The organism is Haemophilus parainfluenzae (assembly GCF_003253005.1).
Classification (GTDB): Bacteria; Pseudomonadota; Gammaproteobacteria; order Enterobacterales; family Pasteurellaceae; genus Haemophilus_D; species Haemophilus_D parainfluenzae_M.
Genome location: NZ_QEPZ01000003.1, coordinates 78,888 through 104,274 on the forward strand (window position 1 = coordinate 78,888; position 25,387 = coordinate 104,274).

At 38.3% G+C, this 25,387-nt stretch carries 23 protein-coding genes; 3 read left to right on the top strand and 20 right to left on the bottom strand.

The window, feature by feature from the left end; genetic code table 11:
* Nucleotides 1–122: 122 nt before the first annotated feature.
* From DPV97_RS04740 to epmB, 8 genes are all read right to left on the bottom strand, one after another.
* On the bottom strand, nt 123–1,679 hold the full coding sequence (locus DPV97_RS04740; RefSeq protein ID WP_070714787.1) for a restriction endonuclease subunit S: 1,557 nt from the start codon (nt 1,677–1,679) through the stop codon (nt 123–125).
* A gap of 19 nt (nt 1,680–1,698) precedes the next feature.
* The gene (locus tag DPV97_RS04745) at nt 1,699–3,168 is read right to left on the bottom strand and encodes a class I SAM-dependent DNA methyltransferase (RefSeq protein ID WP_070714785.1); all 1,470 of its coding nucleotides are present in this window, start codon (nt 3,166–3,168) and stop codon (nt 1,699–1,701) included.
* 19 nt (nt 3,169–3,187) lie between these two features.
* A complete protein-coding gene (hsdR, locus tag DPV97_RS04750) occupies nt 3,188–5,560 on the bottom strand; it encodes an EcoAI/FtnUII family type I restriction enzme subunit R (RefSeq protein ID WP_207798650.1) in 2,373 nt (790 codons plus the stop codon).
* Nucleotides 5,561–5,692: 132 nt separating this feature from the next.
* Nucleotides 5,693–7,003, bottom strand: coding sequence for a 23S rRNA (uracil(1939)-C(5))-methyltransferase RlmD (gene rlmD, locus DPV97_RS04755; RefSeq protein WP_070714782.1), 1,311 nt, complete (start codon nt 7,001–7,003; stop codon nt 5,693–5,695).
* A 36-nt stretch (nt 7,004–7,039) separates the two neighbouring features.
* Nucleotides 7,040–7,744, bottom strand: coding sequence for a DNA repair protein RecO (gene recO / locus DPV97_RS04760; protein ID WP_070714779.1), 705 nt, complete (start codon nt 7,742–7,744; stop codon nt 7,040–7,042).
* A 7-nt stretch (nt 7,745–7,751) separates the two neighbouring features.
* Nucleotides 7,752–8,159: an MliC family protein gene (locus DPV97_RS04765; RefSeq protein ID WP_070714777.1), complete on the bottom strand. Its 408-nt coding sequence runs from the start codon at nt 8,157–8,159 to the stop codon at nt 7,752–7,754.
* Between the two features lie 105 nt (nt 8,160–8,264).
* On the bottom strand, nt 8,265–9,653 hold the full coding sequence (gene oapA / locus DPV97_RS04770; protein ID WP_070714775.1) for an opacity-associated protein OapA: 1,389 nt from the start codon (nt 9,651–9,653) through the stop codon (nt 8,265–8,267).
* A gap of 75 nt (nt 9,654–9,728) precedes the next feature.
* On the bottom strand, nt 9,729–10,745 hold the full coding sequence (gene epmB, locus DPV97_RS04775) for an EF-P beta-lysylation protein EpmB (RefSeq protein WP_070714898.1): 1,017 nt from the start codon (nt 10,743–10,745) through the stop codon (nt 9,729–9,731).
* A 36-nt stretch (nt 10,746–10,781) separates the two neighbouring features.
* Between epmB and efp the strand changes: the two genes are divergently transcribed.
* Nucleotides 10,782–11,348: an elongation factor P gene (efp, locus tag DPV97_RS04780; protein WP_005635150.1), complete on the top strand. Its 567-nt coding sequence runs from the start codon at nt 10,782–10,784 to the stop codon at nt 11,346–11,348.
* A 121-nt stretch (nt 11,349–11,469) separates the two neighbouring features.
* On the opposite strand, the gene DPV97_RS04785 is transcribed toward efp, so the two are convergent.
* The 8 genes from DPV97_RS04785 to rdgB all read right to left on the bottom strand — a co-directional run bounded on the left by DPV97_RS04785 (nt 11,470) and on the right by rdgB (nt 18,163).
* Nucleotides 11,470–11,973 (bottom strand): surface-adhesin E family protein, encoded by a 504-nt coding sequence (locus DPV97_RS04785; protein WP_070714773.1) that lies wholly within the window; start codon nt 11,971–11,973, stop codon nt 11,470–11,472.
* 54 nt (nt 11,974–12,027) lie between these two features.
* Nucleotides 12,028–12,768 (bottom strand): pyruvate formate lyase 1-activating protein, encoded by a 741-nt coding sequence (gene pflA / locus DPV97_RS04790; RefSeq protein WP_070714771.1) that lies wholly within the window; start codon nt 12,766–12,768, stop codon nt 12,028–12,030.
* 116 nt (nt 12,769–12,884) lie between these two features.
* Nucleotides 12,885–13,175, bottom strand: coding sequence for a putative quinol monooxygenase (locus DPV97_RS04795; protein WP_070714769.1), 291 nt, complete (start codon nt 13,173–13,175; stop codon nt 12,885–12,887).
* An 80-nt stretch (nt 13,176–13,255) separates the two neighbouring features.
* Nucleotides 13,256–15,577, bottom strand: coding sequence for a formate C-acetyltransferase (gene pflB / locus DPV97_RS04800; protein WP_070714767.1), 2,322 nt, complete (start codon nt 15,575–15,577; stop codon nt 13,256–13,258).
* Between the two features lie 55 nt (nt 15,578–15,632).
* Nucleotides 15,633–16,487: a formate transporter FocA gene (gene focA, locus DPV97_RS04805; protein WP_070714766.1), complete on the bottom strand. Its 855-nt coding sequence runs from the start codon at nt 16,485–16,487 to the stop codon at nt 15,633–15,635.
* 212 nt (nt 16,488–16,699) lie between these two features.
* On the bottom strand, nt 16,700–17,062 hold the full coding sequence (locus DPV97_RS04810; protein WP_070714763.1) for a helix-hairpin-helix domain-containing protein: 363 nt from the start codon (nt 17,060–17,062) through the stop codon (nt 16,700–16,702).
* Between the two features lie 145 nt (nt 17,063–17,207).
* Entirely contained in the window at nt 17,208–17,525 is a 318-nt protein-coding gene (locus DPV97_RS04815) for a heavy metal-binding domain-containing protein (protein ID WP_070714761.1), read from the bottom strand.
* 38 nt (nt 17,526–17,563) lie between these two features.
* The gene (gene rdgB, locus DPV97_RS04820) at nt 17,564–18,163 is read right to left on the bottom strand and encodes an RdgB/HAM1 family non-canonical purine NTP pyrophosphatase (RefSeq protein WP_070714759.1); all 600 of its coding nucleotides are present in this window, start codon (nt 18,161–18,163) and stop codon (nt 17,564–17,566) included.
* A 131-nt stretch (nt 18,164–18,294) separates the two neighbouring features.
* Between rdgB and copM the strand changes: the two genes are divergently transcribed.
* A complete protein-coding gene (gene copM / locus DPV97_RS04825) occupies nt 18,295–18,666 on the top strand; it encodes a CopM family metallochaperone (protein WP_070714757.1) in 372 nt (123 codons plus the stop codon).
* 48 nt (nt 18,667–18,714) lie between these two features.
* Here the strand turns inward: copM and ispH are convergent, their stop codons facing one another.
* The 3 genes from ispH to glmU all read right to left on the bottom strand — a co-directional run bounded on the left by ispH (nt 18,715) and on the right by glmU (nt 21,633).
* Nucleotides 18,715–19,659 carry a 4-hydroxy-3-methylbut-2-enyl diphosphate reductase gene (ispH, locus tag DPV97_RS04830; protein WP_070714755.1) on the bottom strand — a complete coding sequence of 315 codons (945 nt, stop codon included), beginning with the start codon at nt 19,657–19,659 and terminating at the stop codon, nt 18,715–18,717.
* Complete coding sequence (gene lspA / locus DPV97_RS04835) at nt 19,640–20,146, bottom strand: signal peptidase II (RefSeq protein ID WP_070714754.1); 507 nt, start codon at nt 20,144–20,146, stop codon at nt 19,640–19,642. The genes ispH and lspA overlap by 20 nt, the downstream gene beginning before the upstream one ends.
* A 116-nt stretch (nt 20,147–20,262) precedes the next feature.
* Entirely contained in the window at nt 20,263–21,633 is a 1,371-nt protein-coding gene (gene glmU, locus DPV97_RS04840) for a bifunctional UDP-N-acetylglucosamine diphosphorylase/glucosamine-1-phosphate N-acetyltransferase GlmU (RefSeq protein WP_070714752.1), read from the bottom strand.
* 258 nt (nt 21,634–21,891) lie between these two features.
* Here glmU and pyrG point away from each other — a divergent pair, with 258 nt between their 5' ends.
* A complete protein-coding gene (gene pyrG, locus DPV97_RS04845; RefSeq protein ID WP_070714750.1) occupies nt 21,892–23,529 on the top strand; it encodes a glutamine hydrolyzing CTP synthase in 1,638 nt (545 codons plus the stop codon).
* 84 nt (nt 23,530–23,613) lie between these two features.
* On the opposite strand, the gene DPV97_RS04850 is transcribed toward pyrG, so the two are convergent.
* On the bottom strand, nt 23,614–25,380 hold the full coding sequence (locus DPV97_RS04850; RefSeq protein ID WP_070714748.1) for a DUF4153 domain-containing protein: 1,767 nt from the start codon (nt 25,378–25,380) through the stop codon (nt 23,614–23,616).
* Between the last annotated feature and the right edge of the window lie 7 nt (nt 25,381–25,387).

Sequence of the window (25,387 nt, forward strand, 5' to 3'; positions counted from 1 at the left end):
GTCGAATTAAGGTGGGGTTGTATTACGACTCGTGTATCTTTACGCGGAGTAGGAACAATAATAAATTGGTGTTTGTGCAAATCTCTCATCAAATAAAAAAGAGGGGCATTCAGCCCACCCTTTTATAGAGATTCAATATGAGAAAATACTTCTTCTATTTTTTGAACAATGCGTTTTTGTTCACTTAATGGAGGGAGAGGAATGAACAAGCAACCTAAAGAAACACTATTGACGTTAGGTTGCCCAGTCCCCATAGAATAGGATCTTAATTGCTCCCAATAAAATGGGCTATTAAGATAGTAACTTATATATTTTTCATATACATGTGAAAGTAAAACGATTCTAATGAGATAAGATGCAAACACAGATTGTTCTTGGATATTATTAATTAAAAAAGATTTTCCTATTGTGCCACCTGTTCTTGCTATAACAATGTTACCTTTCTTAAGAGTATAGTTTTCAGCTTCTTTCTCTGATAAAGAACAAAATGGAACATCATTCCAACTTACTTTATTATTTTGTATATCAGTTATTCTTAATAATTTATGTGTACCTTTCGAACTAGCAGATGCCGTATATCCATAATGAATATTAGAACAAATTTCTGATAACCTCATCCAACACCAACTCTCAGGAATCTCAAAAGGTAATTCATCTGCAATACAACGTTCTACGCCATTAATGATCTCGTAAGGCAAACCATCCCGAACCACAATTCCTGATTTTACTTTCGGCTTTTTAATTTTCTTCTCGGAAATCAACCGCTCTTTTTCAGCTTGAATACGTTTTATCAATTCACTTGCGGGTTCATCATTCGGATCCTGCGCGACTAACTGACCTTGAATTGCCGCTTGCAAAATTGATTTCTTCAACTGATCAGGGAATTGCTGATTTAAAGTAGTCAGTTTTTGCTCTTTCTTATCGTATTCTTCAATAAAAGGTAACAGTTCCTCAATCTTAGCTACGATGCGTTTTTGTTCGTTTAGTGGGGGAAGAGGAATTAAATAATCTCTTAAAAAAGATAATGAAACAAAAGATTGAACACCTCCTGATGACTTTTTCCTCATATCACCTTGCAATTTCAAAAGCATGTAATAAACATATTCCATACTTATATCTGATATATATTTTTTAAATAACCCAATATTTTTAATGCTAAAATTAGAATTTTCTTTAATCAAAACTGGATTACCAATGCTCCCTATCATAGCAAATAAAATATCACCCACATTAACTCCTGAGCGTAGAGATATTTGTTTATGATCTTCTTCTGAAATATATTTAATGTTAGAAAAATCTAATTTCCCATTATTTAAGTTTTTGCTCGTTACTAACGGTATACCTGACACTACATATTTAGGTGTATCATGAGTTCCGTCTCTTACATCTAAATAATCATTTAACCTCACCCAACACCAACTCTCAGGGATCTCAAAAGGTAATTCATCTGTAATACAGCGTTCTACACCATTAACGATCTCGTAAGATAAACCATCCCGAACCACAATTTCTGATTTTACTTTCGGCTTTTTAATTTTCTTCTCGGAAATCAACCGCTCTTTTTCAGATTGAATACATTTTATTAATTCACTTGCAGGCTCATCATTTGGATCTTGGGGAACCAATTTTCCTTGAATGGCTAATTGTAAAATGGCGTTTTTTAACTGCTGTGCTTTCATATTGATTCTTCTGCTCGATTTATAACTTGATTCCTAAAATCCCTGTAATGTTAGCCAAAATGCGATCAATATCAGCATTTAAAGCTGTACGCTTTTGCTGATAATTTGCAATAAGTTCATCAGGCGGCAAAATCTCTTCTTCCTCATGAGGAAAGCCACATAAATCCAAGTTATATTGTCGTTCGATAATTTCTTGAGCCGTATAGCAACGTGCCTTATCAAAACCTTCAACTTCAATAGCTTGACGGTTATGCCACCAATCAATGACTTCATTAAAATGCTCTAACTTCATTGGTTTCGTTTTTGAGAAATTTTTGTAACCTTCAGGCATATCAAGGCGATAAAACCACGTTTCTTTGGTTGGTTGCGTGTTATCGAAAAATAAAATATTGGTCGTAATCGAGGTGTAAGGTGCAAAGACACTATGTGGCAAGCGAATAATAGTGTGTAAATTCATCGTTTCGATTAACTTTTTCTTGATTGCCACTTTGGCATTGTCTGCACCAAATAAGAAACCATCTGGTAACACAATTGCTACTCGCCCATTTTTCTTTAAGCGATACATGATTACTGACATAAATAAATCGGCAGTTTCACTGCTTCTTAATTCAATAGGAAAGTTTGTCTTGATTTGCTCAATTTCGGAGCCACCATAAGGAGGATTCATTAAAATGACATCAAACTTATCGTTTTCTGTATAATCTTTAACGTTTTTTTCAAGGGCGTTATCATGATGCACATTTGGTGTATCAATATCATGCAATAAGAGATTAGTAATACAAAGCAGATGTGGTAAGGCTTTTTTCTCAATACCATACACGGCATTATTAAACAAAGTGCGGTCATTTACTGATTGAATTTGTGGCTCTAATACTTTTAAAGCTGAGGTTAAAAATCCCCCAGTCCCGCATGCGAAATCGGCAATACGCTCGCCTAATTTTGGCGAAATCATTTTGACCATAAAGTCAGTCACTGCTCGCGGGGTATAAAACTCCCCTGCATTGCCCGCGCTTTGCAAACTTTTTAGGATATTTTCATAAATATCCCCAAAAGCATGGCGTTCTTGGTATTGCTCGAAGTTGATTTCATCAATGATATTAATCACTTGACGTAATAATACGCCATTTTTCATATAGTTGTTATTATCTTCAAAAGCAGCACGGACAATACGTTGGTTCATTGGTGTTTGTGGGGAAACAGGAAGATTTTTCAGCACAGGAAAAAGATCATTGTTGACGAAGTTCAATAACGCTTCGCCTGTCATTGCTTTGCCATCTTTATTATCTTTCGCCCAATTCTCCCAGCTCAATCTATCTGGAAGGATAGATTGATACCCATCATTAAGTAATTTCCATTCCTGCTCTTTGGCATCATAAATTTTTAAAAAGAGAATCCAAACAATTTGTTCAATACGTTGTGCGTCACCATTAATACCTGCATCATTACGCATAACATCTTGCAAGCGTTTTACGAGATTATTTAAACTCATGTTGTTCCTTAGTGATTAATTATTCTGAGTAAATGATTTTTTCTAGGCCTTTAACCGCTTTCTGATAGAGTGCTTTGCCGCCGAAACTATTTATAATAGAAACCAAACCGCCGAATGGACTAAATTTAGGTGTTTGAAGAAGCTCAGCTTTGCTTAAATCCTGTGAGCCTGATTTCACATATTCATCAAGTAATAAACCTAAAACCTCTTGGTTTTCACTTGAGTATTGAGATAAATAGCCACTCTGTTTAACTTTGTCTGCCCGTTCTGTTTTAGTTAATGGTTTTTTACCATAACTAACTGCTCTTAACACATCAAAAGTATCAACATCAACACCAATATTGCCCTTTCTCCGTAAAGCATTTATCCATTCATCATGAGTATAAAATTTTGTGAAAACATCACCACTTTCTAGCCAGTTTGAATGGAACTGTTCGTAATTGGTAAAATCTTTCTTGATTTCACGTTGAGAGAATTCTGCAATATCTTCTAGAACAAGTTTTCCCTGTTCATTTAGGTATTGCACTTTTTCATCTAAGATCGTGAGATTCAGCGTCCCTGCTTTAACAACTACAGTTGGTTTGTAAACAGGAGGTGGTTCCTCTACTTTATCATCGGAAGGTTGTTTCGGGTTTCTTGGATTTATATCATCCTCTGGTATATCAACGATTGGCGCGTTTTCTGGGATATCAAGAATAACCACTGGCTCACCATCGAAAGCAGGATCTGCAAAGAGACGGGTGACACCACGAAAATCAAGAATTGTGAAAAACTCCTTACCAGCATCGACACGCAAGCGTGTACCGCGCCCAATAATTTGTTTAAATTCAGTCATTGAATTGATGTTCGCATCAAGCACTACCAATTTGCAAGTTTTACTATCCACGCCTGTTGTCATCAGCTTTGATGTTACAGCAATCACGGGGTAATCTTTACTTTCATTACTAACATCACAAAACGCTTCAAGATCAGCACTTTTGCCTGATTGATCACCTGTAATTTGGCAAACATATTTTGAATTTTTATGCATCATATCAGCATTGAGGTGAGAGAGAGCTGCTACCATTCGTTGCGCATGATTGATATTGGCACAGAATACTATAGTTTTACTTAAGCGATCTGTTTTCTTTAAAAATTCAGTAATACGTTCTGCGACTAATCGGGTTCTATCGTCTAATATAATGTTGTAGTCAAAATCTTTTACCGTGTAAATACGATCTTCGATTTCATGCCCTTCTTTATCCTTCAATCCTTTAGTTGGTCGCCAACCTTTCAAATCACAATCCAAATCGACACGAATTACACGGTAAGGTGCAAGAAAACCGTCTTCAATACCTTGTTTTAAACTGTAAGTATAAATCGGCTCACCAAAATAGCTGATATTACTTGCATCTGCCGTTTCTTTTGGTGTTGCCGTCATACCAATATGGGTTGCAGAGGAAAAATATTCTAAAATTGAGCGCCAGTTTGAATCCTCTTTAGCACTCCCTCTATGACACTCATCAATGATAATTAGATCGAAAAAAGAGGGTTTAAACTGTTTAAAAAGAGAATTATCAGCTGAACCATCAAGTTGTTGATAAAGAGCTAGATAGACTTCAAATGCGCTATCTAGAGTCTTATTACTCACTTTTACCATTGTTTCTTTAAATGGCTTAAAATCTTGCGTCATTGGTTGATCAACAAGTACATTTCTATCTGCAAGAAATAAAATTTTCTTCTTCGTTCCACTGGCTTTTAAACGATGGATAATTTGAAAGGCTGTGTACGTCTTACCTGTACCGGTTGCCATAACGAGAAGAATGCGTTGTTGTCCTTTAGCTACAGCCTCTATAGTACGATTAATTGCAACTTCTTGATAATATCGAGGTTCTTTAAAGTTATCACTTACACTCGTATAGTACGGTTGTTGAATAATTTTGAGCTCTTCGGCTGTATATTGCTTGGCCCAACGAGCCTCTAGTTCTTGAGGAGTAGGAAATTGGCTCATCGGCAAAGTACGCTGTGCTCCTGTTAAAAAATCGTGTTCAACAAATTCATCGCCATTTGAGCTATAAGCAAAGGGGGTGTTTAGTAAAAGCGCATAATCCATAGCCTGTTGTAATCCATCACGAGGTGTATGTTTATTGTCTTTGGCTTCAACTACTGCAATTTTTTGGTTGGCTGATTGGTAAAGTAAATAATCTACTCGTTTAGCTTGTTTTCTAGACGCTTTTTTGGTTTTAGGGTCAACGACCATTTGCCCATCAGTAAATTCTTTATCCGCTTTAAATGAGTGCTCTTCTCGAATCTGACGCTCATTCCAACCTGCATTACGAATAGCAGGAGTAATAAACTTGGAACGAATATCCGCCTCTGACATTTGTAATTTTTCTGCTTTACTAAACGACATAAACCTAGAACCTTTCTATAAGTTGTTGTAATTAGAATTATGCCTGAAAAGAATAAACAATAAAATAAAAGGTTGATAATTTAATCACTTCCCAATGTAATAATATTGTAAGGAACTATTAGCGAGCTGATATTATTTTTCAAATAATGTCACCGACTCCAAATGGCTGGTATGCGGGAACATATCAATCATGGCCGTTTTGATGATGCGATAACCGAAAGAGCGAAGAATTTCAGCATCTCGTACTAAGGTTGCAGGGTTGCAAGATACATAAAGAATGCTTTCTGCACCTAGCTCACACAACGCATTCAATGCAAAAGCGGCGCCACTGCGAGGCGGGTCGAGAAGAATTTTATTGAAATGTTGTTTTGCCCAAGGCTGTTCTGAAAAACTCTGGTCTAAATCAGCTTGATAAAATTCAACATTATCGATGTGATTAAACTGTGCATTCAATTGGGCTTTTTTCACCATATCAAAAACACCTTCAATTCCAACCGCACTTTTCACACATCTAGCTAAAGGCAACGTGAAATTGCCCATACCACAGAATAAATCTAAAACGTGATCGTCCTGATTCAAATCAAGCCAATCTAAAGCCGTCTCAATCATTTGCTGATTTAAGTGGGTATTCACTTGAATAAAATCGCGGATATCAAAAGATAAACGAATATCGCCTAACATATAATAAGGCATTTCGCCATGCACAAGTTGGATACCTTGATCATCTTGCAGGAACAAATTGACGGCATTTACACGAGCAAACTCAAGCAACAAAGTGCGGTCAGTTTCGGCTAGATTTCCTTTATAGCGTAACAACATAGCGACGCCATTATCCGATGAAACCAATTCAATATGCCCTAATTGTTTCGGGGTTGAATATTGCGCCCAAAGTGCGGTCAATTTGGGGATAAGATCATTGATTACTTGCTCTGCGACTAAGCATTGCTGAATGCTGACTAACTGATTGGAGTTTTTCTGACGAAATCCCATCTCAACGGTTTTGTTTTTCACATTCCACAGTAAACTTAATCGTACTCGACGACGATAAGTCCATTGTTCGCCAAAAATCATGGGCATTGATTGAATGGGCTCAGCTTGCAGTTTACTTAAACGAGAAAAAAGGGCTTTCTCTTTCGCTTTACGTTGCATTTCCACCGGAATATGCTGGCCTTGGCATCCACCACAACGCTCATAATAATGACATTGTGGCTCAACACGCTGATTACTCTCTTGTAGCCATTTTTGTGCAGTCGCTAATCCATATTGACGTTTTTCATCGGTCACTACTGCCTCCACTTTTTCCGTTGGCAAGGCGTTTTCAATGAACCAGGTTTTACCTTGAATTTTGGCGACACCTAGCCCTTGATAATCTAAATCCTGAATTTCAGCGACGATTCTTTGTGTGATTTTCTGTTTTTTTTGAGGAGCGTAAAGTAAAGCCATGATGGTGTTTTAATCTATTTGTATCAAAGAAAGGGATTATTTTAAATAAAGTACGTTTTGCGTAAATAATTCTCGACTTTTCAGTGGCTTATCGCCTAAATAAGGTTTAAGTGCGATGCGAGTGAAACGTTTTGCCGCTTGTAAGACCGCCTCATCGGTGAATTCCAAACGGTCAAAGGCGAGTAAATCTCGACCATAAAAGGTCAAGTTATCTTTCACCAACGAAGCGATAAAACCCTTTTCCGCGCGGTATTGGTAAGTCATTGATTCATCCACTGGCAAACCTGATCCGGCACAATGCAGAAAATCAATGCCATAACCTAAAATTTTAAGTAGATGAAATTCAAATAGACGTAATGTAGGCTCAACCTGTGGTTGAGTGGCTAAGCCTGTTAAGCATTGCAGATAATGCTGAAAAAGTTGTGGATTGGCAGTTTCTAGCTCGATCACTCGAATAATCAGCTCATTTACATAAAATCCGCTGTATAGAGCCGTCTGTTGTAAAGGTAATGTAATCGCAGCCGGTTCAGCTTTAGTGAGTGTTTTTAATGCGCCTTTCCCTGACCAACGCAGAAGTAATGGGGTAAAAGGCTGTAAGACAGATTTCCACGCAGAACGCTTCGCGCGTGCACCTTTTGCAATAACCGTTAAACGGCCTGTTTCTTCAGTGAATAAATCCACCAAAAGGCTGGTTTCACTATAAGGACGACGATGCAATACAAAGCCTCGTTGGAGATCCATATAAGAATTATTTTCCTGATTTTAATTCACTTGATTGTTTAACACAGCGTTCTGCGAGCACTTCACCTACGCTAGTTTGTAATCGACTAAAGTCATCACGCTCCTGCCAGTACCAACGAATATTGGCATAATTTCTACCACGTTCAGAAATTACTCGCGTCAGTTTTTCTGTCACATCATTATAGGTTACCGTGACCTGACTAAGTGTTTTTTTACTTTTCTGTTTTTGCTTGGTATGAACCACACTCACTTCTTTATTGTCTTTGCACAAATAAACGGTTGTTAAACCCTTTTGGGATTTTTTATCAACGGTTTGCACTTTCATTTTCTGTGGTGTGGCTTTATTTAACTCAACACTCTGCGAGCATGCGGAAAGCCAAAGTGCGGTCAAAATTACGCCTATTTTTTTTAACATGAATCCTATTTCCATCAAGGTTTATTTATGATTGCTCACTTTATAAAATGAGCAAGGATAAACAATCTCAGCTAGAAAAATGGGCGATTGCTCGCCCACTAAAGATTATTTTATATATTGGTATGAACCATCAGCTTGACGAATGAACTTGCCACCATTTGATAAACGAAGCTCACTCACTCGACCTTGACTATTCACTGAAACCTGTACTTTGTCACCAGGCTTGAAGCTGCTTAATGCACTACCAGCACCGCTTGCTTTTGTCATCGCATTCACATCTGAAATATTCAATTTATTATCACGGAATACTTGCATCAGTGAAACACCTTGAGGCACAGTTAATGTTTTTGTTGTACCGGTTGAAGCTGTTTGAGCTACTGGTTCTGCAGCTTTCACAGTCTTGTTGGTTGCGGATTTCGCTTCCACAATTTGAACCTTACTGTCTTTAGTAGCAACTGGTTTCGCTTCTTGAATTTTGCTTGACTCTTTTTTCACGGTTTGAGTCGGTTGAGCTGTCACTTTTTCAGCTACAGGTTTAGGTTGTTTTTTCTCTTGAACCACAGGTGTTTGTTCACGACGAGGTTCTGCTTTATGCTCAACTGTTGCGGTATGTTTTTCTACAGCTGGTTGTGCTGTTTTCACTGGCTCTTTAGCTGCTGTCGGAGCAACAGTTGGTTGAGCTGGAGCTTGTGTTGCAGGTTGTTGAGCAACAGTTTGTTGTGCTGGCTCTGCAGTTTGTGATTTAGCAACCTCTGCTTTATCACCTACATATTCCATTGCTGGAGGTGTATTTGATTTAGCGTCATTTGCTGATGGTTCTGTTGTTGCAGGAGCCGTAGTATTATTGTTATCTAATACTGTAGTTTCAACTGGTTGAGACTGATCCAATGATTGGAATTGAACTGGAATTTCATTACTGTTTTGTTGTTCAAAAGACTCTACCGTATCTGAATTTGGTTTTAGAGTGAAGAAAATGATCAGTAATACCACTAACCCCAAAATAGCAATAAATAAACGGCGATGTTTTTCTGGTAACATTTGTAGAACCTTCCATTTTTCAGGTGATTTCAAACTTGCTGCTGTGGCGGCTGTTGGTGCAACTGTTTCTGCTTGAGTCGTCACTTCTTCCACAATCTCTTCTGCTGGTGAGTTTTCAAAAATCACTTTTTCTTCCGCTACGTTTTCTACTTGAACATTTTCAACAAACTCTTGAGAGCCTAAAGCATTTGATTGCACTGACTGTTCAGTAGTTTCACTTTGGAATGCTTGAGAAGGTGAAAAAGGTTGGCTTGCTGCCGCACCAAAAGTTGGTTCGCGACGAACATGGAATTGTGTATCTGCCTGTTCTTTTTTACCAAATAAACCTTTGGCTTTATCAAAAATTGAGCCACTTTGTTTAACTGGTTTTCTTGGTGTCACAGAGTCTGAATGATTAAATCCTAAATCTAATTCATTTTGAGATGAATTGTCGTTAGGTTGATTTTTATTATCCACGGGATTACCTCGATTTGCTAAACTAAAGATCGCACAAAAAGTGCGGTGAAAAATTGAATCGTATTTTATCGGATCTTACGCTGTGTATAAAGTCTTATTTGGCTCTCCACCGATTTCTCGAGCTAATTTGGGTACTAAATAGCCAGAAGTGAGTGCCTGTAATTCTTTATAAATTTGTAACGCTTTCTCATCTGAAATATAGAAATGGCTCGCACCTTGCACTTTATCCAACAAATGCAAGTAATAAGGCAAAATTCCTGCTTGAAACAGCTTATCGCTTAATACTTTTAATGTATGTGGGTTATCATTCACATCCTTTAAAAGGACTGATTGATTGAGTAAAATGACTTTAGCCGCTACCAATTTTTGCATAGCGAAAGCGAGTTCCTCATCAATTTCACTCGGATGATTGATATGCGTCACAAACACTGTTTGTAGTGGACTTTTTAGCAATAAATCACAAAATTCATCCGTAATTCGCTCTGGAATCACGACCGGCAAACGAGAATGAATACGCAAACGTTGTAAGTGCGGTATTTTTTCAAGGCGTTCTAATAGCCACGCCCATTCACTATCCTTCGCCATCATCGGATCGCCGCCTGAAAAAATCACTTCTTCGATTTCAGAATGTGCGGCAATATAGTCTATTGCTTGTTGCCAACTGGTTTTATTGCCTGGGTTTTGATCATAAGGAAAATGACGACGGAAACAATAGCGGCAATTGACTGCACAGCCCCCTTTTGCCATAAACAGCAAGCGATTTTGGTATTTGTGCAGAATATTAGGCACGGCATTTTTTTGCTGCTCATCTAAAGGATCTTGGCCAAACCCCTCCGCTTCGATAAATTCTTGTTGAGCCGTCATCACTTGCAAAAAAAGTGGGTCTTTAGGGTTCCCTTTTTCCATTTTTTCAACAAAAGGCAAAGGCACTCGCATAGCAAAAAGTTTACGAGCAGCGATATCCTCGGCAAAATCTTCAACGGGCAAATTTAAGGTTTTTAATAAGATTTTCGGATCAGAAATCGCATTTTTTAGGGTTTCTAACCAATTTTGTTCTTCTCTAATCGCAATATTTCGGGTTAAAATACGCACTTTCAAACAATCTCTATTTTTTAGGATATTTTTAATATGGCTACATATACTACCAGTGATTTCAAACCAGGTCTAAAATTTATGCAAGACGGTGAGCCTTGTGTGATCGTTGAAAACGAATTCGTTAAACCAGGTAAAGGTCAAGCTTTTACTCGTACTCGTATTCGTAAATTAATTTCAGGCAAAGTATTAGATGTAAACTTCAAATCTGGTACTTCGGTTGAAGCTGCTGATGTTATGGATCTTAACCTGACTTATTCATACAAAGATGATGCGTTCTGGTACTTCATGCACCCAGAAACATTTGAACAATACTCTGCTGATGCAAAAGCTGTAGGTGATGCAGAAAAATGGTTATTAGACCAAGCAGATTGTATCGTGACTTTATGGAATGGTGCGCCAATTACTGTTACTCCACCAAACTTTGTTGAATTAGAAATCGTCGATACAGACCCAGGTCTTAAAGGTGATACTGCAGGTACTGGCGGTAAACCAGCAACATTAAGTACTGGTGCAGTGGTGAAAGTACCTCTTTTCGTTCAAATCGGCGAAGTAATCAAAGTTGATACTCGTTCAGGCGAATACGTCTCTCGTGTGAAATAATCTTTCATTGAGAGATAAAAAGAGCGGTCAATATTTAATGAATATTGACCGTTTTTTATTGCCTGTTCATTAATGTCTGAGAGATAAAAAATGCGGTTATTTCTAACCGCACTTTAATTGATTATTTTGCTTTTGAGCCTTCTAACTCTAAAGAAGGTTTTCTATCTGAGTTCACACAAATAACTTGCGCAGCCGCATAGAGCGTTGTGTTAGGTTTTAAGCTAATGGTGTATTTCTCTTGTTTTTTCGGTGCGGCGCGTAAACCTTCACCCCAGAAATCATCATAAAAATCAGTACGAACTTGAGTTAAATGGTAGTTCTTACAGTTTAAAATTTTATATTGGCGAACAGAACGCGCATAGCGTCTTTTCTCATTTGGATACACATATAAACCTTTATCCAAATTCACCACGGCATCAAAGTGCACCTGATTTAAATCTTGGTTATCTACCCAAATTGAATCGGTATCAATATAGTAGTTTTTATCTTTTACTAATCGAATATACCCCCCTCTATCTTTTGAAGGAGGTGTTAATGTCACCTCTTCTTGTGTACCTGGTGATTGAACAGCTGAACAGCCTGCTAAAAGGGCTACACCTAAAAACGTTAATACTAATTTTTTCATTTTTCTCTCCTTAAAGCTTACTGAAGCTTGCTGTTTACCGTTTAGCACTATCGCTTAGTATTTTACGGTATGTCCGTATCCCTCTAAGATATTTTTAATATGCTCAAGCGACTCTTTTGTCGGTGGCAATACATCTTCAAGCTCATAATCTAACCCAAGGGTTTTCCATTTATGCGCACCTAATCGATGATAAGGAAGAAGTTCAACTTTTTCAATATTGGTCATACCTTCAATAAACTGTCCGAGCAGATGAACATCATGATCGTTATCGGTATAGCCTGGAACCACCACATAACGAATCCAGGTACGCTGATTACGTTTTTGCAGATATTTCGCAAATTCCAGCGTCCGTTTATTTGGTACACCAATAAGATTTTGATGAACTTGATCATTAAGCTCTTTTAAATCGAGTAAAACAAGATCTGTTACATCTAATAATTCATCAATAATATGATCATAATGACGTACAAAACCATTTGTATCTAAGCAAGTATTAATCCCTTCTGCTTTACAAGCACGGAACCAATCGCGTACAAACTCTGCTTGTAACACAGCCTCACCGCCAGATGCCGTAACACCACCGCCAGTAGCATTCATAAAATGGCGATAAGTCACGACTTCTTTCATTAAATCTTCGACACTGATTTCTTTACCACCTTCAAGATCCCAAGTATCACGGTTGTGGCAATATTTACAGCGCATCAAGCAGCCTTGCATAAATAAAATAAAACGAATGCCTGGACCATCCACGGTTCCACAGGATTCAAAGGAGTGAATTCTTCCTAGAACAGACATACTGAAATTTCCCAAAAACGAATATAGCTAAATTTTACCAAAAATATCATCTATAAAAAATGAGCCTGACTTAAAATCAGGCTCATAATTAAAATATATTTATTAAAGTGCGGTCATTATTCACTAACTTTTTGAAAGGTTTGCACCACTGGTGCTTGCTCACAATACTCAACCAATACAGGTACAATTGAGGTAAAGTGTGGCGTTGCAAAATGTTGTTCTAAATCAGCTTTGCTTTTCCATTGCTCAATAAAAACATAATGATTATCTTGTTCGCTATTTTGTTGTAATTCATAAGATACGCATCCTGTTTCTTGACGAGTATGCTTAATTAATTCTTGACATTGGGCTAGAAAATCATTAATTTTGTCCGCTTTTACTGAAAATTGGGCAATAACTGTTAGCATAATTTGCTCTCCTATATAAAAATAAACCACTCACAAAATTATTCTGTGAGTGGTTTATATTAAAGCATAATTCTATTTATTTAGAAAGACTCAGTAAATGTACGGGTTACGACGTCTTGTTGTTGCTCTTTAGTTAAAGAGTTGAAACGTACTGCGTAACCAGATACACGGATAGTCAATTGTGGATATTTATCCGGATTTTCCATTGCATCTAACAACATTTCACGGTTTAACACATTCACATTTAAGTGTTGGCCACCTTCAACTGTTGCCTCGTGGTGGAAGTAACCATCCATTAAGCCAGCAAGATTACGGCGTTGTGCTTCGGTATCTTTACCTAACGCATTTGGTACGATTGAGAAGGTATAAGAAATACCATCTTTCGCGTAAGCAAATGGAAGTTTAGCAACAGAAGTTAATGACGCTACCGCACCTTTTTGGTCACGACCGTGCATTGGGTTTGCACCTGGTCCGAATGGTGCACCAGCACGACGACCATCTGGGGTGTTACCTGTTTTCTTACCATAAACTACGTTAGAAGTAATGGTTAATACAGATTGTGTAGGCACTGCGTTGCGGTAAGTTTTAAGTTTTTGAATTTTCTTCATGAAACGTTCAACTAAGTCACAAGCGATGTCATCAACACGGTTATCGTTGTTACCATATTGTGGATATTCACCTTCGATTTCAAAGTCGATTGCTACGTTAGTTGCAACAACATTGCCATCTTTATCTTTGATGTCACCACGGACTGGTTTAACTTTCGCATATTTAATTGCTGAAAGTGAGTCTGCTGCAACAGAAAGACCCGCGATACCACAAGCCATGGTACGGAATACATCACGGTCATGTAACGCCATTAATGCGGCTTCGTATGAATATTTATCGTGCATGTAGTGGATGATGTTTAAGGCTGTCACATATTGTTTTGCCAACCAATCCATAAAGCTGTCCATACGAGTCATGACGGTGTCGAAATCTAACACTTCATCAGTAATTGGTGCAGTTTTCGGACCTACTTGCATACCTAACTTTTCATCGATACCGCCGTTGATTGCGTATAACAATGTTTTCGCTAAGTTTGCACGCGCACCGAAGAATTGCATTTGTTTACCAACAACCATTGGTGATACACAACATGCGATTGCATAGTCATCATTGTTGAAGTCTGGACGCATTAAATCATCGTTTTCGTATTGAACAGATGAGGTATCAATCGATACTTTCGCACAGAAACGTTTGAAGTTTTCAGGTAATTGTTCAGACCAAAGAATGGTTAAGTTTGGTTCTGGAGAAGTACCCATGTTGTAAAGGGTGTGTAAAATACGGAATGTATTTTTGGTTACTAATGTACGGCCATCTAAACCCATACCTGCGATGGTTTCAGTTGCCCACATTGGGTCACCAGAGAATAATTGATCGTATTCAGGTGTACGTAAGAAACGAACCATACGAAGCTTCATGACTAAGTGGTCAACTAATTCTTGCGCTTCAGTTTCAGTAAGTTTACCTGCTTTTAAATCACGTTCGATATAGACATCGATGAAAGTTGCTGTACGACCGAATGACATCGCTGCACCGTTTTGTGATTTGATTGCAGCAAGATAAGCAAAGTACATCCATTGAATAGCTTCTTTAGCATTCGTTGCAGGGTTAGAAATATCGTAACCGTAGCTTGCTGCCATTTGTTTCATTTGGCCTAATGCACGGTGTTGTTCTGCGATTTCTTCACGTAAACGGATAGTTGCTTCTAGATTTACGCCATCTTCTAAGTCTTTTTGTAAAGAAGTGAATTGTGCGTATTTATCTTTCATTAAGAAGTCAACACCATAAAGTGCGACACGACGGTAGTCACCAATGATACGACCACGGCCGTAAGCATCAGGAAGACCAGTTAATACACCCGATTTACGACAACGTAAAATATCTGGCGTATAAACATCGAATACACCTTGGTTGTGGGTTTTACGATATTCAGTGAAGATTTTTTTCACTTCAGGATCTAATTCACGACCGTAAATTTTGCATGAGCCTTCCACCATTTTAATACCACCAAATGGCATAATAGCACGTTTTAATGGGGCATCGGTTTGAAGACCTACGATTTTCTCTAAGTCTTTATTGATATAACCTGGTGCATGAGAAGTAATCGTTGAAGGCGTATGTTCGTCAAAGTCTAATGGCGCATGTGTGCGGTTTTCAACTTTAATTCCTTCCATTACGGTTTCCCAAAGTTTTGTTGTCGCTTCGGTTGGACCTGCTAAGAAAGAATCATCACCTTCATACGGGGTGTAGTTCTTTTGAATAAAATCACGCACGTTGACGTTTTCTTGCCAATCACCGGCAACGAATCCTGCCCACGCAACTTTTTGTGCTTCTTGTGCTTCATTAAGTTCTGACATAGTCATTTCCTTTTTTAATTGATAAAAAATAAGTCTTGCTTCGTTCGTTAGTACATTAGTGAGCTTTAGTTAAATAACGTTGGAATAAGCCGATACAAACCGCACCACCCACAATGTTTCCTAACGTTACTGGAATCAAATTCTTCACAATGAAATGATAGAGATCTAAATCTGCATATTTCATTGGATCCACCCCAATTTGTTGCCAAAATTCTGGCGTACTAGAATGAGCGGTGATAATGCCTAGTGGAATCATAAACATATTTGCCACACAGTGTTCAAAACCAGATGCGACAAATAAACCAATCGGCATGATCATAATAAATGCTTTGTCTGTAACAGTTTTACCGGAATAAGACATCCATACCGCTACACACACCATAATGTTACATAAAATACCAAGGTTAAATGCTTCAAACCAAGTATGATGAATCTTATGTTGAGCGGTAGCCAAAATGGTTAAACCCCATTGACTATTTGCTGCCATGGTTTGTCCCCCAAACCAAATCACTGCTGCAATAAATAAACCGCCCACAAAGTTGCCCAAATATACCACAATCCAATTTCGGATCATTTGCGTTGTGGTTATCTTACCGCCTACGCGAGCAACTAAGGTTAAAGTAGAAGAGGTGAATAATTCAGATCCTAAAATTACTACCATAATTACGCCTAAAGAGAAAACTAACCCACCGACTAACTTGGTTAATCCCCAAGACGCTCCTGCGCTTGCTGTTTGTGTCGTCGTATAGAATACAAAGGCTAAAGCAATACAAGCCCCAGCACTAATACCAGACAGAAATGATAAAAATGGGCGTTTTTGCGCTTTATACGCAGCAACGCTTTCAGCATAATCCGTTGCTTCAACTGGTGTGAGAGCAACAGAAGATTGATTTAAATTTTCTGATGCCATATCTAACTCCAAATAGTTGGTTTATTATTTCTTATACTACAACATAGGTATTCCTATACCCATTTGGTATTCTACTCTCTTATCAAACCATTGCAAGAAATCCCCAATTTATTCTAAAAAAATTTGATATTTTGCAAGTTTTGGTAAATTTTCTGTTCAAAAATAAAAAAGCGGAATATCACTATTCCGCTTTTCATATAAAAATAACAACATTAAAACACGATACGATCTCGGTTTTTCTCTAGCGTAGCTTTGCCAATGCCTTGTACTTCAAGTAGTTGTTCTGCCACGGTGAAATTACCATGTTTTTCACGATATTGCACAATGGCTTCTGCTTTTTTCGCCCCAATACCAATCAATGCTTTTTGAATTTCTGATGCACTAGCGGTATTGATATTTAATTTATCACTCACTGTTTGTTGTACAGTTTGTGATGGTGCTTGCACAGCAGTTTGTTGCTGCACTTCCGTTTGCGGTTGAGCCTGCTCTGCTGTCTTTTCTTCTGCAATTGCTTGTGTACTCAACATCGCGCCCGCAATAAATAATGAACTAAATAAATGTTTCATCAATTTCATAAAAATGCCCTTTATTAACAAATAAGTACCGTTGATTCATATCAACAGTGACATTTTTAAGAAACATAGAAAACACGCAAGAAATCGACCGCACTTTTGCGATCTTGATCGCAAAAATTACATTTAAGCAAATAAAAAAACGACCTTAGCGCACCACTACAGCTGTGCCACTTGCAATCACCATAAACATACTTTTATTGCTTACTGTTGTGTAATTAATCTCTACGCCAACCACGGCATTTGCGCCTAAAGCAATCGCTTTTTCTTCCAACTCTTTCAAGGCATCTTGGCGTGCACGACCAATACGACGTTCATAAACACTAGAACGCCCACCAATCACATCGGTAATGGCCGCAAAAAAATCACGTATAAAGTTTGCCCCTGCAATCACTTCTCCAAAGACGACTTGTTTATATTCTACGATTTGCTTCCCTTCAACATTAGGGGTGGTTGTCACAATCATTTTGTATCCTTTAATTCTCGTTGAAAATCAACCGCACTTTAGGCAGTTAATTTTGATTTTAAAACGGCCAATGCCTTCGCACGATGAGAGATTTTCTTTTTCTCTACGGTTTCTAGTTCGGCAAAGGTACAGCCTTTTTCGGGGCTAAAAAAGAGCGAGTCGTAACCGAAGCCATTTTCACCTTTTTCTTCATAAATAATGTGTCCGTCACATTCGCCTTGAGCAATGATCGGAGAAGGATCACTTGGGTGTTGTAATAACACAATCGTACTCACAAATTTTGCTTGGCGATGTTCAGTTGGTACATCGACTAATTCTGCCAGTAATTTTTCTCGGTTTTTCGCTTCAGCTTCCTCACCATCAACTCCAGCATAACGAGCAGAATACAATCCTGGCGCACCATTTAACGCATCCACCACAAGGCCGGAATCATCTGCAATGGCCGGTAAGCCTGATTTTTCAGATGCATAACGTGCTTTCAAAATTGCATTTTCGACAAACGTTAAGCCAGTTTCCTCTGGGCTTTCAATGCCTAAATCTGTCTGAGCAATAACTTCAAAACCGAAATCTGCTAATACGTCTGCCATTTCTTTTACTTTGCCTTTATTACCTGTGGCAAGCACAATTTTTTGTTTCATGATTTTGTCCTTCATATCAAACGTTGTCTCATTTTAACATCTCACCAAAAAATTTCGGAATAAATATTGACCTTAACCTTAGGTTAATGTTTATGATTTGCGCCTATTCAGTTATCACATAGGAGCAAAACATGAAAAAACTTATGACTTTTATCGCACTTAGCACTGCTGCAGTTTCAATTTATGCACAAGCTAATGAACAACAACATCAAGCACATATGAATATGCCAATATCGACAGGTTCTTCAATGCAACAAGAATTAATGCAAGGTATGAATCAGATGCATCAAGACATGATGGCAGCTATGCAATATCAAGATCCCGATGTCGCTTTTGCAGCAGGTATGTTGCCACACCATATTGGCGCAGTAAAAATGGCGGAAGTTGAATTAAAATACGGAAAAGATCCTGAGATGCGTAAGCTTGCTGAGAATATTATTAACGCTCAAAAAGCAGAAATTGAACAAATGCAAAAATGGCTTAAAGTGCACAATAAAAAATAAAATAACGCAAAAAAAGTGCGGTAAATTAACCGCACTTTTTTAATAAAATTAGGACACTTCTTTTATTCTTAACTCTTTTGGCACTTCAAAGAACATATTTTCTTCTAAGCCTTGAAGCTCTTCAATACTATCCGCACCAAATTCTTTTAATCGACCAATCACGGATTGCACCAACTCTTCAGGTGCTGAAGCGCCTGCTGTTACGCCAATTGTTTCAACGCCTTCAAACCAATCTGCTGCCACATCATTTGGATCATCAATCAATTTTGATTTCACACCCATACGCGATGCCAACTCAGCTAAACGATTAGAATTTGATGAGTTTTTAGAGCCTACAACCACCACTAAATCACATTGTTTCGCTAATTCACGCACTGCTTCTTGACGATTCGTTGTAGCATAGCAAATATCATTTTTATGCGGGCCTTGAATAGCAGGATATTTGTCTTTCAATGCACTGATAGTTTCCGCCGTATCATCAAGAGAAAGTGTGGTTTGCGTCATAAAGGTTAAATCATCACTTTCTTGAACTGGCAAACGAGCAATATCTTCCACGCTTTCAATTAAGAAAATACCACCTTCAGCATTATTATACTGCCCCATTGTGCCTTCCACTTCGGGATGGCCTTTGTGTCCGATCAAAATCGCTTTCGTCCCTTTACGGCTTGCACGAGCCACTTGCATATGCACTTTGGTTACCAACGGACAAGTTGCATCAAATACTTTTAACTGACGATCTTTCGCTTCCTGACGAACGGCTTGTGACACACCATGAGCAGAGAAAATCACAATGGCACCATCTGGCACTTCACTTAATTCTTCCACAAAAATCGCACCACGATCACGCAAACCATTCACCACGAAACGGTTATGCACCACTTCATGACGGACATAAATTGGGGCACCATGAATTTCAAGCGCTAATTCAACAATGCTAATGGCTCGATCGACACCCGCACAAAATCCGCGAGGATTAGCTAAAATTATCTTCATTTTTGACCGCTCTTTTATCACCTTTAAAGGCATCTAATACTAATAAACCCGCACCAATACAAATCGCAATATCTGCCACATTGAATACCGGATAATGATAAATATCCCAATAAAAATCTAAGAAATCCACCACAAATCCGTTATACGCACGGTCCACCATATTGGCTAACGCACCACCAATAATCAGTGCATAAGCTGAGTTTTGTAATTTTTTTTCCGAAGAATTCTTTTTCATAAAGTAAGCCAGAATCAAAGAAATTCCGATTGCTAGCACGATAAAGAAATATTTCTGCCAACCATCATGCTCAGCTAAAAAGCTAAACGCTGCGCCATAGTTACGCACATAGGTTAAATTAAAAACGGGTAATAGGTTCACGCTTTCATAGAGATCAAAGCGTTGCACTACAATATATTTAGTTAGTAAATCAAGGATAAATGCGATCGCACTTACCCAAAGGAACGAAAGCCCTGTTTTATTTTTTGTCATAGGAAATTATCTGTCTTTATAAATAGACGATGATTTTAGCAACTCGAATAGCCTTTATAAAGTAAAAGGCATCAAATCATAAAAGGCGAACACATTGGTTCGCCTTTCAATGTTAATTACTTTTTCTTCACTGGTCTTTGCCAACCTTGAATATGACGTTGTGGCACACGAGTAATTACAAGCTCATCTTTCTCAATATTTTGAGTGATCGTTGAACCAGCCCCAATGGTTGCTCCATCTGCGACGGCAACTGGCGCGACTAACTGCGTATCCGATCCAACAAATACATTGTTACCAATGATTGTTTTAAATTTATTCGCACCGTCATAGTTACAAGTAATAACACCTGCACCGATATTACAGTTTTCACCGATTTCAGTATCACCGACATAAGTAAGGTGGTTTACTTTAGAGCCTTTACCTACTGTGGATTTTTTAATTTCCACAAAGTTACCCACATGGGTTTCAGCGGCTAATTCAGCACCTGGACGTAAACGAGAGAATGGACCAATCGCTGCTTTCTCACCAATTGTGGCATCTTCTAAAACAGAATAAGGCTTGATCTCAACATCATCACCAATAGTCACGTTTTTCAATACACAACCTGCACCGATTTTTACACGATCACCTAAACGCACATTGCCTTCCACAATCACGTTCACATCAATTTCAACATCTTTACCATGTTCTAATGTGCCGCGTAAATCAAAACGCTCTGGGTCAATTAACATCACGCCTGCAAGTAAAAGTTTTTCTGCTTGTTTACGTTGATAAAAACGCTCTAATGCAGCAAGCTGTAAACGATTATTGGCACCTTCTACTTCCATAAATTCAGAGGCTTGAACGGCAGTAACCTGGCAACCATCTTGGTTGGCTAAACCAATCACATCCGTTAAATAAAACTCGCCTTGTGCATTGTTATTTTTCACACGAGAAAGCCAGTTTTTGAAATGCGCACCATCAGCTACTAACACGCCTGTATTCACTTCTTGGATTTTTAATTGTTCTGCGTTGGCATCTTTTTGTTCTACGATCGCCACTACATTACCATTTTCACGAATAATACGGCCGTAACCCGTAGGGTTATCTAAATTCACAGTGAGCAATGCAATCCCATTTTCTGGTTTCGCTACAATGAGTTTTTCCAATGTTTCTTTGGTCACTAATGGCGCATCACCATATAAAATCACAATATTTTCATCATCTTTGAAGAATGGTGCGGCTTGTTGAACAGCATGGGCAGTACCCAACTGTTCAGCTTGGAACACCCAGTTCACGCTTTCATTTGCCAAACGTTCACGCATTAATTCGCCACCGTGACCATAAATTAAATGCACGTTTTCTGCACCTAATTGATTCGCCGTATCGATCACATGTTTTACCATCGGTTTTCCTGCCACTTTATGCAAGACTTTTGGTAAATCAGAATACATACGAGTGCCTTTACCGGCCGCTAAAATCACCACGCTTAATGCTTTATTTGTCATAAATTCTTCTCTTCTTTATAAAAAATTTGGGCTTATTCTATCGTAGAATAGAGAATATGATAAGCCATTTAATTTTCATACATTCCTGACAAGACAAGATTGTATAAAAATCTCAAATCCTGTAAACTATCCTCCCGTCTTGATAGCTAATCATCTTTTTCTTTTATTTTTGACCGCACTTTTCAGCATTCTGCACAAATTTGCATAAAAGATGATTGGCTATAATCATTTTTATCCCAACATTTTAGGTCTCTCACTATGGCTACAAATTATATTTTCGTCACAGGCGGTGTAGTTTCATCGTTAGGTAAAGGTATTGCTGCAGCATCATTGGCAGCAATTTTAGAAGCACGTGGCTTAAACGTGACTATTATGAAATTAGACCCTTACATCAACGTGGATCCGGGTACAATGAGCCCAACCCAACACGGCGAAGTGTTCGTGACACAAGACGGGGCGGAAACCGATTTAGACTTAGGTCACTACGAGCGTTTTATTCGTACCAAAATGACCAAACGCAACAACTTCACCACAGGTAAAATTTATTCTGAAGTATTACGCAAAGAGCGTCGTGGTGATTATTTAGGTGCGACAATTCAAGTTATTCCACACATCACCAATGAAATCAAAGATCGCGTGATTGCCGGTGCACAAGGCCATGATGTGGTAATTGTTGAAGTGGGCGGAACCGTGGGCGATATTGAATCACTTCCATTCTTAGAAGCACTTCGTCAACTTGCCGTACAAGTCGGACGTGAGCATACTCTCTTTATGCACTTAACGTTAGTGCCATATATCCCAACAGCAGGCGAAGTGAAAACCAAACCAACACAACATTCTGTAAAAGAATTACTTTCAATTGGTATTCAACCAGATGTGCTTATCTGCCGTTCAGATCGCATGATTCCACCAAACGAGCGTGCAAAAATCGCCTTATTCTGTAACGTACCAGAACGTGCAGTAATTTCATTAAAAGATGTAAATTCAATCTACCAAATTCCTGCATTATTGAAATCACAAGGTTTAGATGAATTTATCTGCCAACGTTTCCACTTAAACTGCCCTGAAGCAGATCTTTCTGAATGGGAACAAGTGCTTTATCAAGAAGCAAACCCAGTGGGCGATGTGACCATCGGTATGGTTGGTAAATATACTGAATTACCAGACGCGTATAAATCAGTGAATGAAGCCTTAAAACATGCAGGCTTGAAAAACCGTTTAAGCGTGCATATCAAATACATTGATTCTCAAGATGTTGAAACCAAAGGCACTGACGTATTAAAAGGCGTAGATGGTATTTTAGTACCTGGCGGCTTTGGCTATCGCGGTGTAGAAGGTAAAATTTTGACAGCAAAATATGCGCGTGAAAACAATATTCCTTACCTCGGTATTTGTTTAGGGATGCAAATTGCGTTAATCGAATACGCGCGCAACGTTGCAGGTCTTGAAAAAGCCAACTCATCTGAATTTGATCGTAACTGTGAGCAACCTGTTGTTGGTTTGATTACAGAATGGCAAGATGCGGAAGGCCACATTGAAACCCGTGACGACAATTCAGATCTCGGTGGCACGATGCGTTTAGGGGCACAGCAATGCCATTTAATTGAAGGCTCAAAAGCGCGTGCATTGTATGGTAAAGAAACGATTGAAGAGCGTCATCGTCACCGCTATGAAGTGAACAATAACCTGCTTCCACAAATTGAAAAAGCGGGCCTTAAAGTAACTGGTTTATCGGCTGATCGTAAATTAGTGGAAATCATTGAAGTACCAAACCACCCATGGTTTGTGGCATGTCAATTCCACCCAGAATTTACGTCAACGCCACGTGATGGCCACCCATTATTTGAAGGCTTTGTCAAAGCAGCCAGAGAAAATCAGTTAAAAACTGAAAAGTAATTTGCTGATAATTCCATAAACAAGTGATCTGTACCCCAAAATCGGGACACCTACTTTGGGTCCAGATCACTTTTTATATATTGTCTATTTATCGAAAATAGCTTCGACGGTTAATTCCTTGTAGTAATAGCCTTTTTCTTGACTAAATTCCATATCAAGCTCACTCAAATAAATCGTAAAGCTTGGTCTATCAATTTTTAATAAATCTTGGCTAAGCGATTTAAGTTCAGCTTGAAAGATTTTTTTCATCGGGTCTAGCTGATGTTCTTTGAATACTTTGTGAATATGTTCATCCATATTCGTACAATATCTGTCATGATCTTCAACAAAGCAAACCTCAGGCTTCTCTTTGTGCTTATCCGCTTTTTCATCAGATTTCATATAAGTCTGAACCTCTGTACGAGCAAATCCAGGCATCGGTACACGAATCCATTTTTTATACGGCGTGACATCAATTGATTTCCATTCAAATCCCACTGTTGTTTTTCGGTCGCTAATTATTCGCTCATTGATGCGGATCTCATCACGATAAATATTGAATGCCAAAAGTTCTTTCGATTTTTCACCATATTGCTTATTAAATACCTCTCGTCTTTCTTGATAAGCATCTTCCACAGAAGAGTCTAGCTCTATACTGTAAAGCAAATAGTCTGATACACTATCTAATTCTTCCCAATCTTTAAGCTCGCTCTTCGGCATATTTTCTAAACGCTCTACAAAATCTACATCATCACGAATTTTGCCTGAATTATCGGATAAATTTAGTTTTGTTAATAACTGTTCAAAACGTTCCGTTTGGCTTTGATAAGCAATTTCTTTCGGATTCACCACCCAAGTCATGACAAAAATAGCTATCATTACAACAACAGAAATCAAACGATATTGACGAATTTTAGAGATGATTAAAATGGTATAAGCAATCGTAATCGCCGTAGCTAAGGCAACTAAATAAATTCGTGGTTCAGTCCAAGCATAGGCACTAATACGGCGATCAATCGCCAGCCATAGCAACACGATTGACACAATAGCAAGAAATGGATAGAACTTAAAGAAAGTTTCCCAGCGGGCTTTAGCACAAATAGAACGTAATGCATATACGCCTAAACCACCAAGCAGGTAAGGCAAGGTAATATTAGCCAGCATGCCTTTTGGTAATACGCCTTCAAAAATAATTTGAACAACATAAGCATAAAGCAACATAGTGAAAATAATCAATGCTGGTGCTAATACGAAATTAACTAAAATGTCAAAAATGCGATTTAACGTCATTTCCGATTTAACTTGGCGCTGTTGGAATACTAAGAAAAACAGTGGCTGAGTAAAAATGCCTAAAGACATATAAACGTGACTATAGAAACTATCAGAAAACTCTATATTAAAGAGTGTTGTAATCGTAAATAAAATAGCCGCTACTAATCCAAATACCAATAACCATACCGCCGTTGCTAAGCCAAGATGGAATAGATTGATAAAATTACGGTAGGTAAACCCTTGATTATTTTTTTCAAATGGAAAGCCGAATAATATCAATAACACAATAAATTGAGTGCCCCAAAACTTAGGGCTATAGCCATAAAAATCAGCATTATCATTCACTTGCCAAATGATGAAAACAGTAATGAGAGGCACAATCCACGAAAAACGATACCATGAGTAAGGACGAGACAAATAAATAAAGGCAAGTAGCATCGGCTCAAATAGCCAATAAGCTAAATGATCTTTTTCTGAGTTCATATCCACAAACCAAATTCCAAGAGCAAACGCAGCAATCATGAAGATTTCAATCGGATGGGTAGATATCGCTGATTTTATTTGTATTTTAGTTTGCTGAAAAAAAGTCGAAAGAGACATAATGATT

Excerpts from the sequence above, each read along its gene's own strand:
- DPV97_RS04740 (WP_070714787.1), bottom strand. The coding sequence starts at position 1,679 with ATGAAAGCACAGCAGTTAAAAAACGCCATTTTACAATTAGCCATTCAA.
- DPV97_RS04745 (WP_070714785.1), bottom strand. The coding sequence starts at position 3,168 with ATGAGTTTAAATAATCTCGTAAAACGCTTGCAAGATGTTATGCGTAAT.
- hsdR (WP_207798650.1), bottom strand. The coding sequence starts at position 5,560 with ATGTCGTTTAGTAAAGCAGAAAAATTACAAATGTCAGAGGCGGATATT.
- rlmD (WP_070714782.1), bottom strand. The coding sequence starts at position 7,003 with ATGGCTTTACTTTACGCTCCTCAAAAAAAACAGAAAATCACACAAAGA.
- recO (WP_070714779.1), bottom strand. The coding sequence starts at position 7,744 with ATGGATCTCCAACGAGGCTTTGTATTGCATCGTCGTCCTTATAGTGAA.
- DPV97_RS04765 (WP_070714777.1), bottom strand. The coding sequence starts at position 8,159 with ATGTTAAAAAAAATAGGCGTAATTTTGACCGCACTTTGGCTTTCCGCA.
- efp (WP_005635150.1), top strand. The coding sequence starts at position 10,782 with ATGGCTACATATACTACCAGTGATTTCAAACCAGGTCTAAAATTTATG.
- DPV97_RS04785 (WP_070714773.1), bottom strand. The coding sequence starts at position 11,973 with ATGAAAAAATTAGTATTAACGTTTTTAGGTGTAGCCCTTTTAGCAGGC.
- pflA (WP_070714771.1), bottom strand. The coding sequence starts at position 12,768 with ATGTCTGTTCTAGGAAGAATTCACTCCTTTGAATCCTGTGGAACCGTG.
- DPV97_RS04795 (WP_070714769.1), bottom strand. The coding sequence starts at position 13,175 with ATGCTAACAGTTATTGCCCAATTTTCAGTAAAAGCGGACAAAATTAAT.
- pflB (WP_070714767.1), bottom strand. The coding sequence starts at position 15,577 with ATGTCAGAACTTAATGAAGCACAAGAAGCACAAAAAGTTGCGTGGGCA.
- focA (WP_070714766.1), bottom strand. The coding sequence starts at position 16,487 with ATGGCATCAGAAAATTTAAATCAATCTTCTGTTGCTCTCACACCAGTT.
- DPV97_RS04810 (WP_070714763.1), bottom strand. The coding sequence starts at position 17,062 with ATGAAATTGATGAAACATTTATTTAGTTCATTATTTATTGCGGGCGCG.
- DPV97_RS04815 (WP_070714761.1), bottom strand. The coding sequence starts at position 17,525 with ATGATTGTGACAACCACCCCTAATGTTGAAGGGAAGCAAATCGTAGAA.
- rdgB (WP_070714759.1), bottom strand. The coding sequence starts at position 18,163 with ATGAAACAAAAAATTGTGCTTGCCACAGGTAATAAAGGCAAAGTAAAA.
- copM (WP_070714757.1), top strand. The coding sequence starts at position 18,295 with ATGAAAAAACTTATGACTTTTATCGCACTTAGCACTGCTGCAGTTTCA.
- ispH (WP_070714755.1), bottom strand. The coding sequence starts at position 19,659 with ATGAAGATAATTTTAGCTAATCCTCGCGGATTTTGTGCGGGTGTCGAT.
- lspA (WP_070714754.1), bottom strand. The coding sequence starts at position 20,146 with ATGACAAAAAATAAAACAGGGCTTTCGTTCCTTTGGGTAAGTGCGATC.
- glmU (WP_070714752.1), bottom strand. The coding sequence starts at position 21,633 with ATGACAAATAAAGCATTAAGCGTGGTGATTTTAGCGGCCGGTAAAGGC.
- pyrG (WP_070714750.1), top strand. The coding sequence starts at position 21,892 with ATGGCTACAAATTATATTTTCGTCACAGGCGGTGTAGTTTCATCGTTA.
- DPV97_RS04850 (WP_070714748.1), bottom strand. The coding sequence starts at position 25,380 with ATGTCTCTTTCGACTTTTTTTCAGCAAACTAAAATACAAATAAAATCA.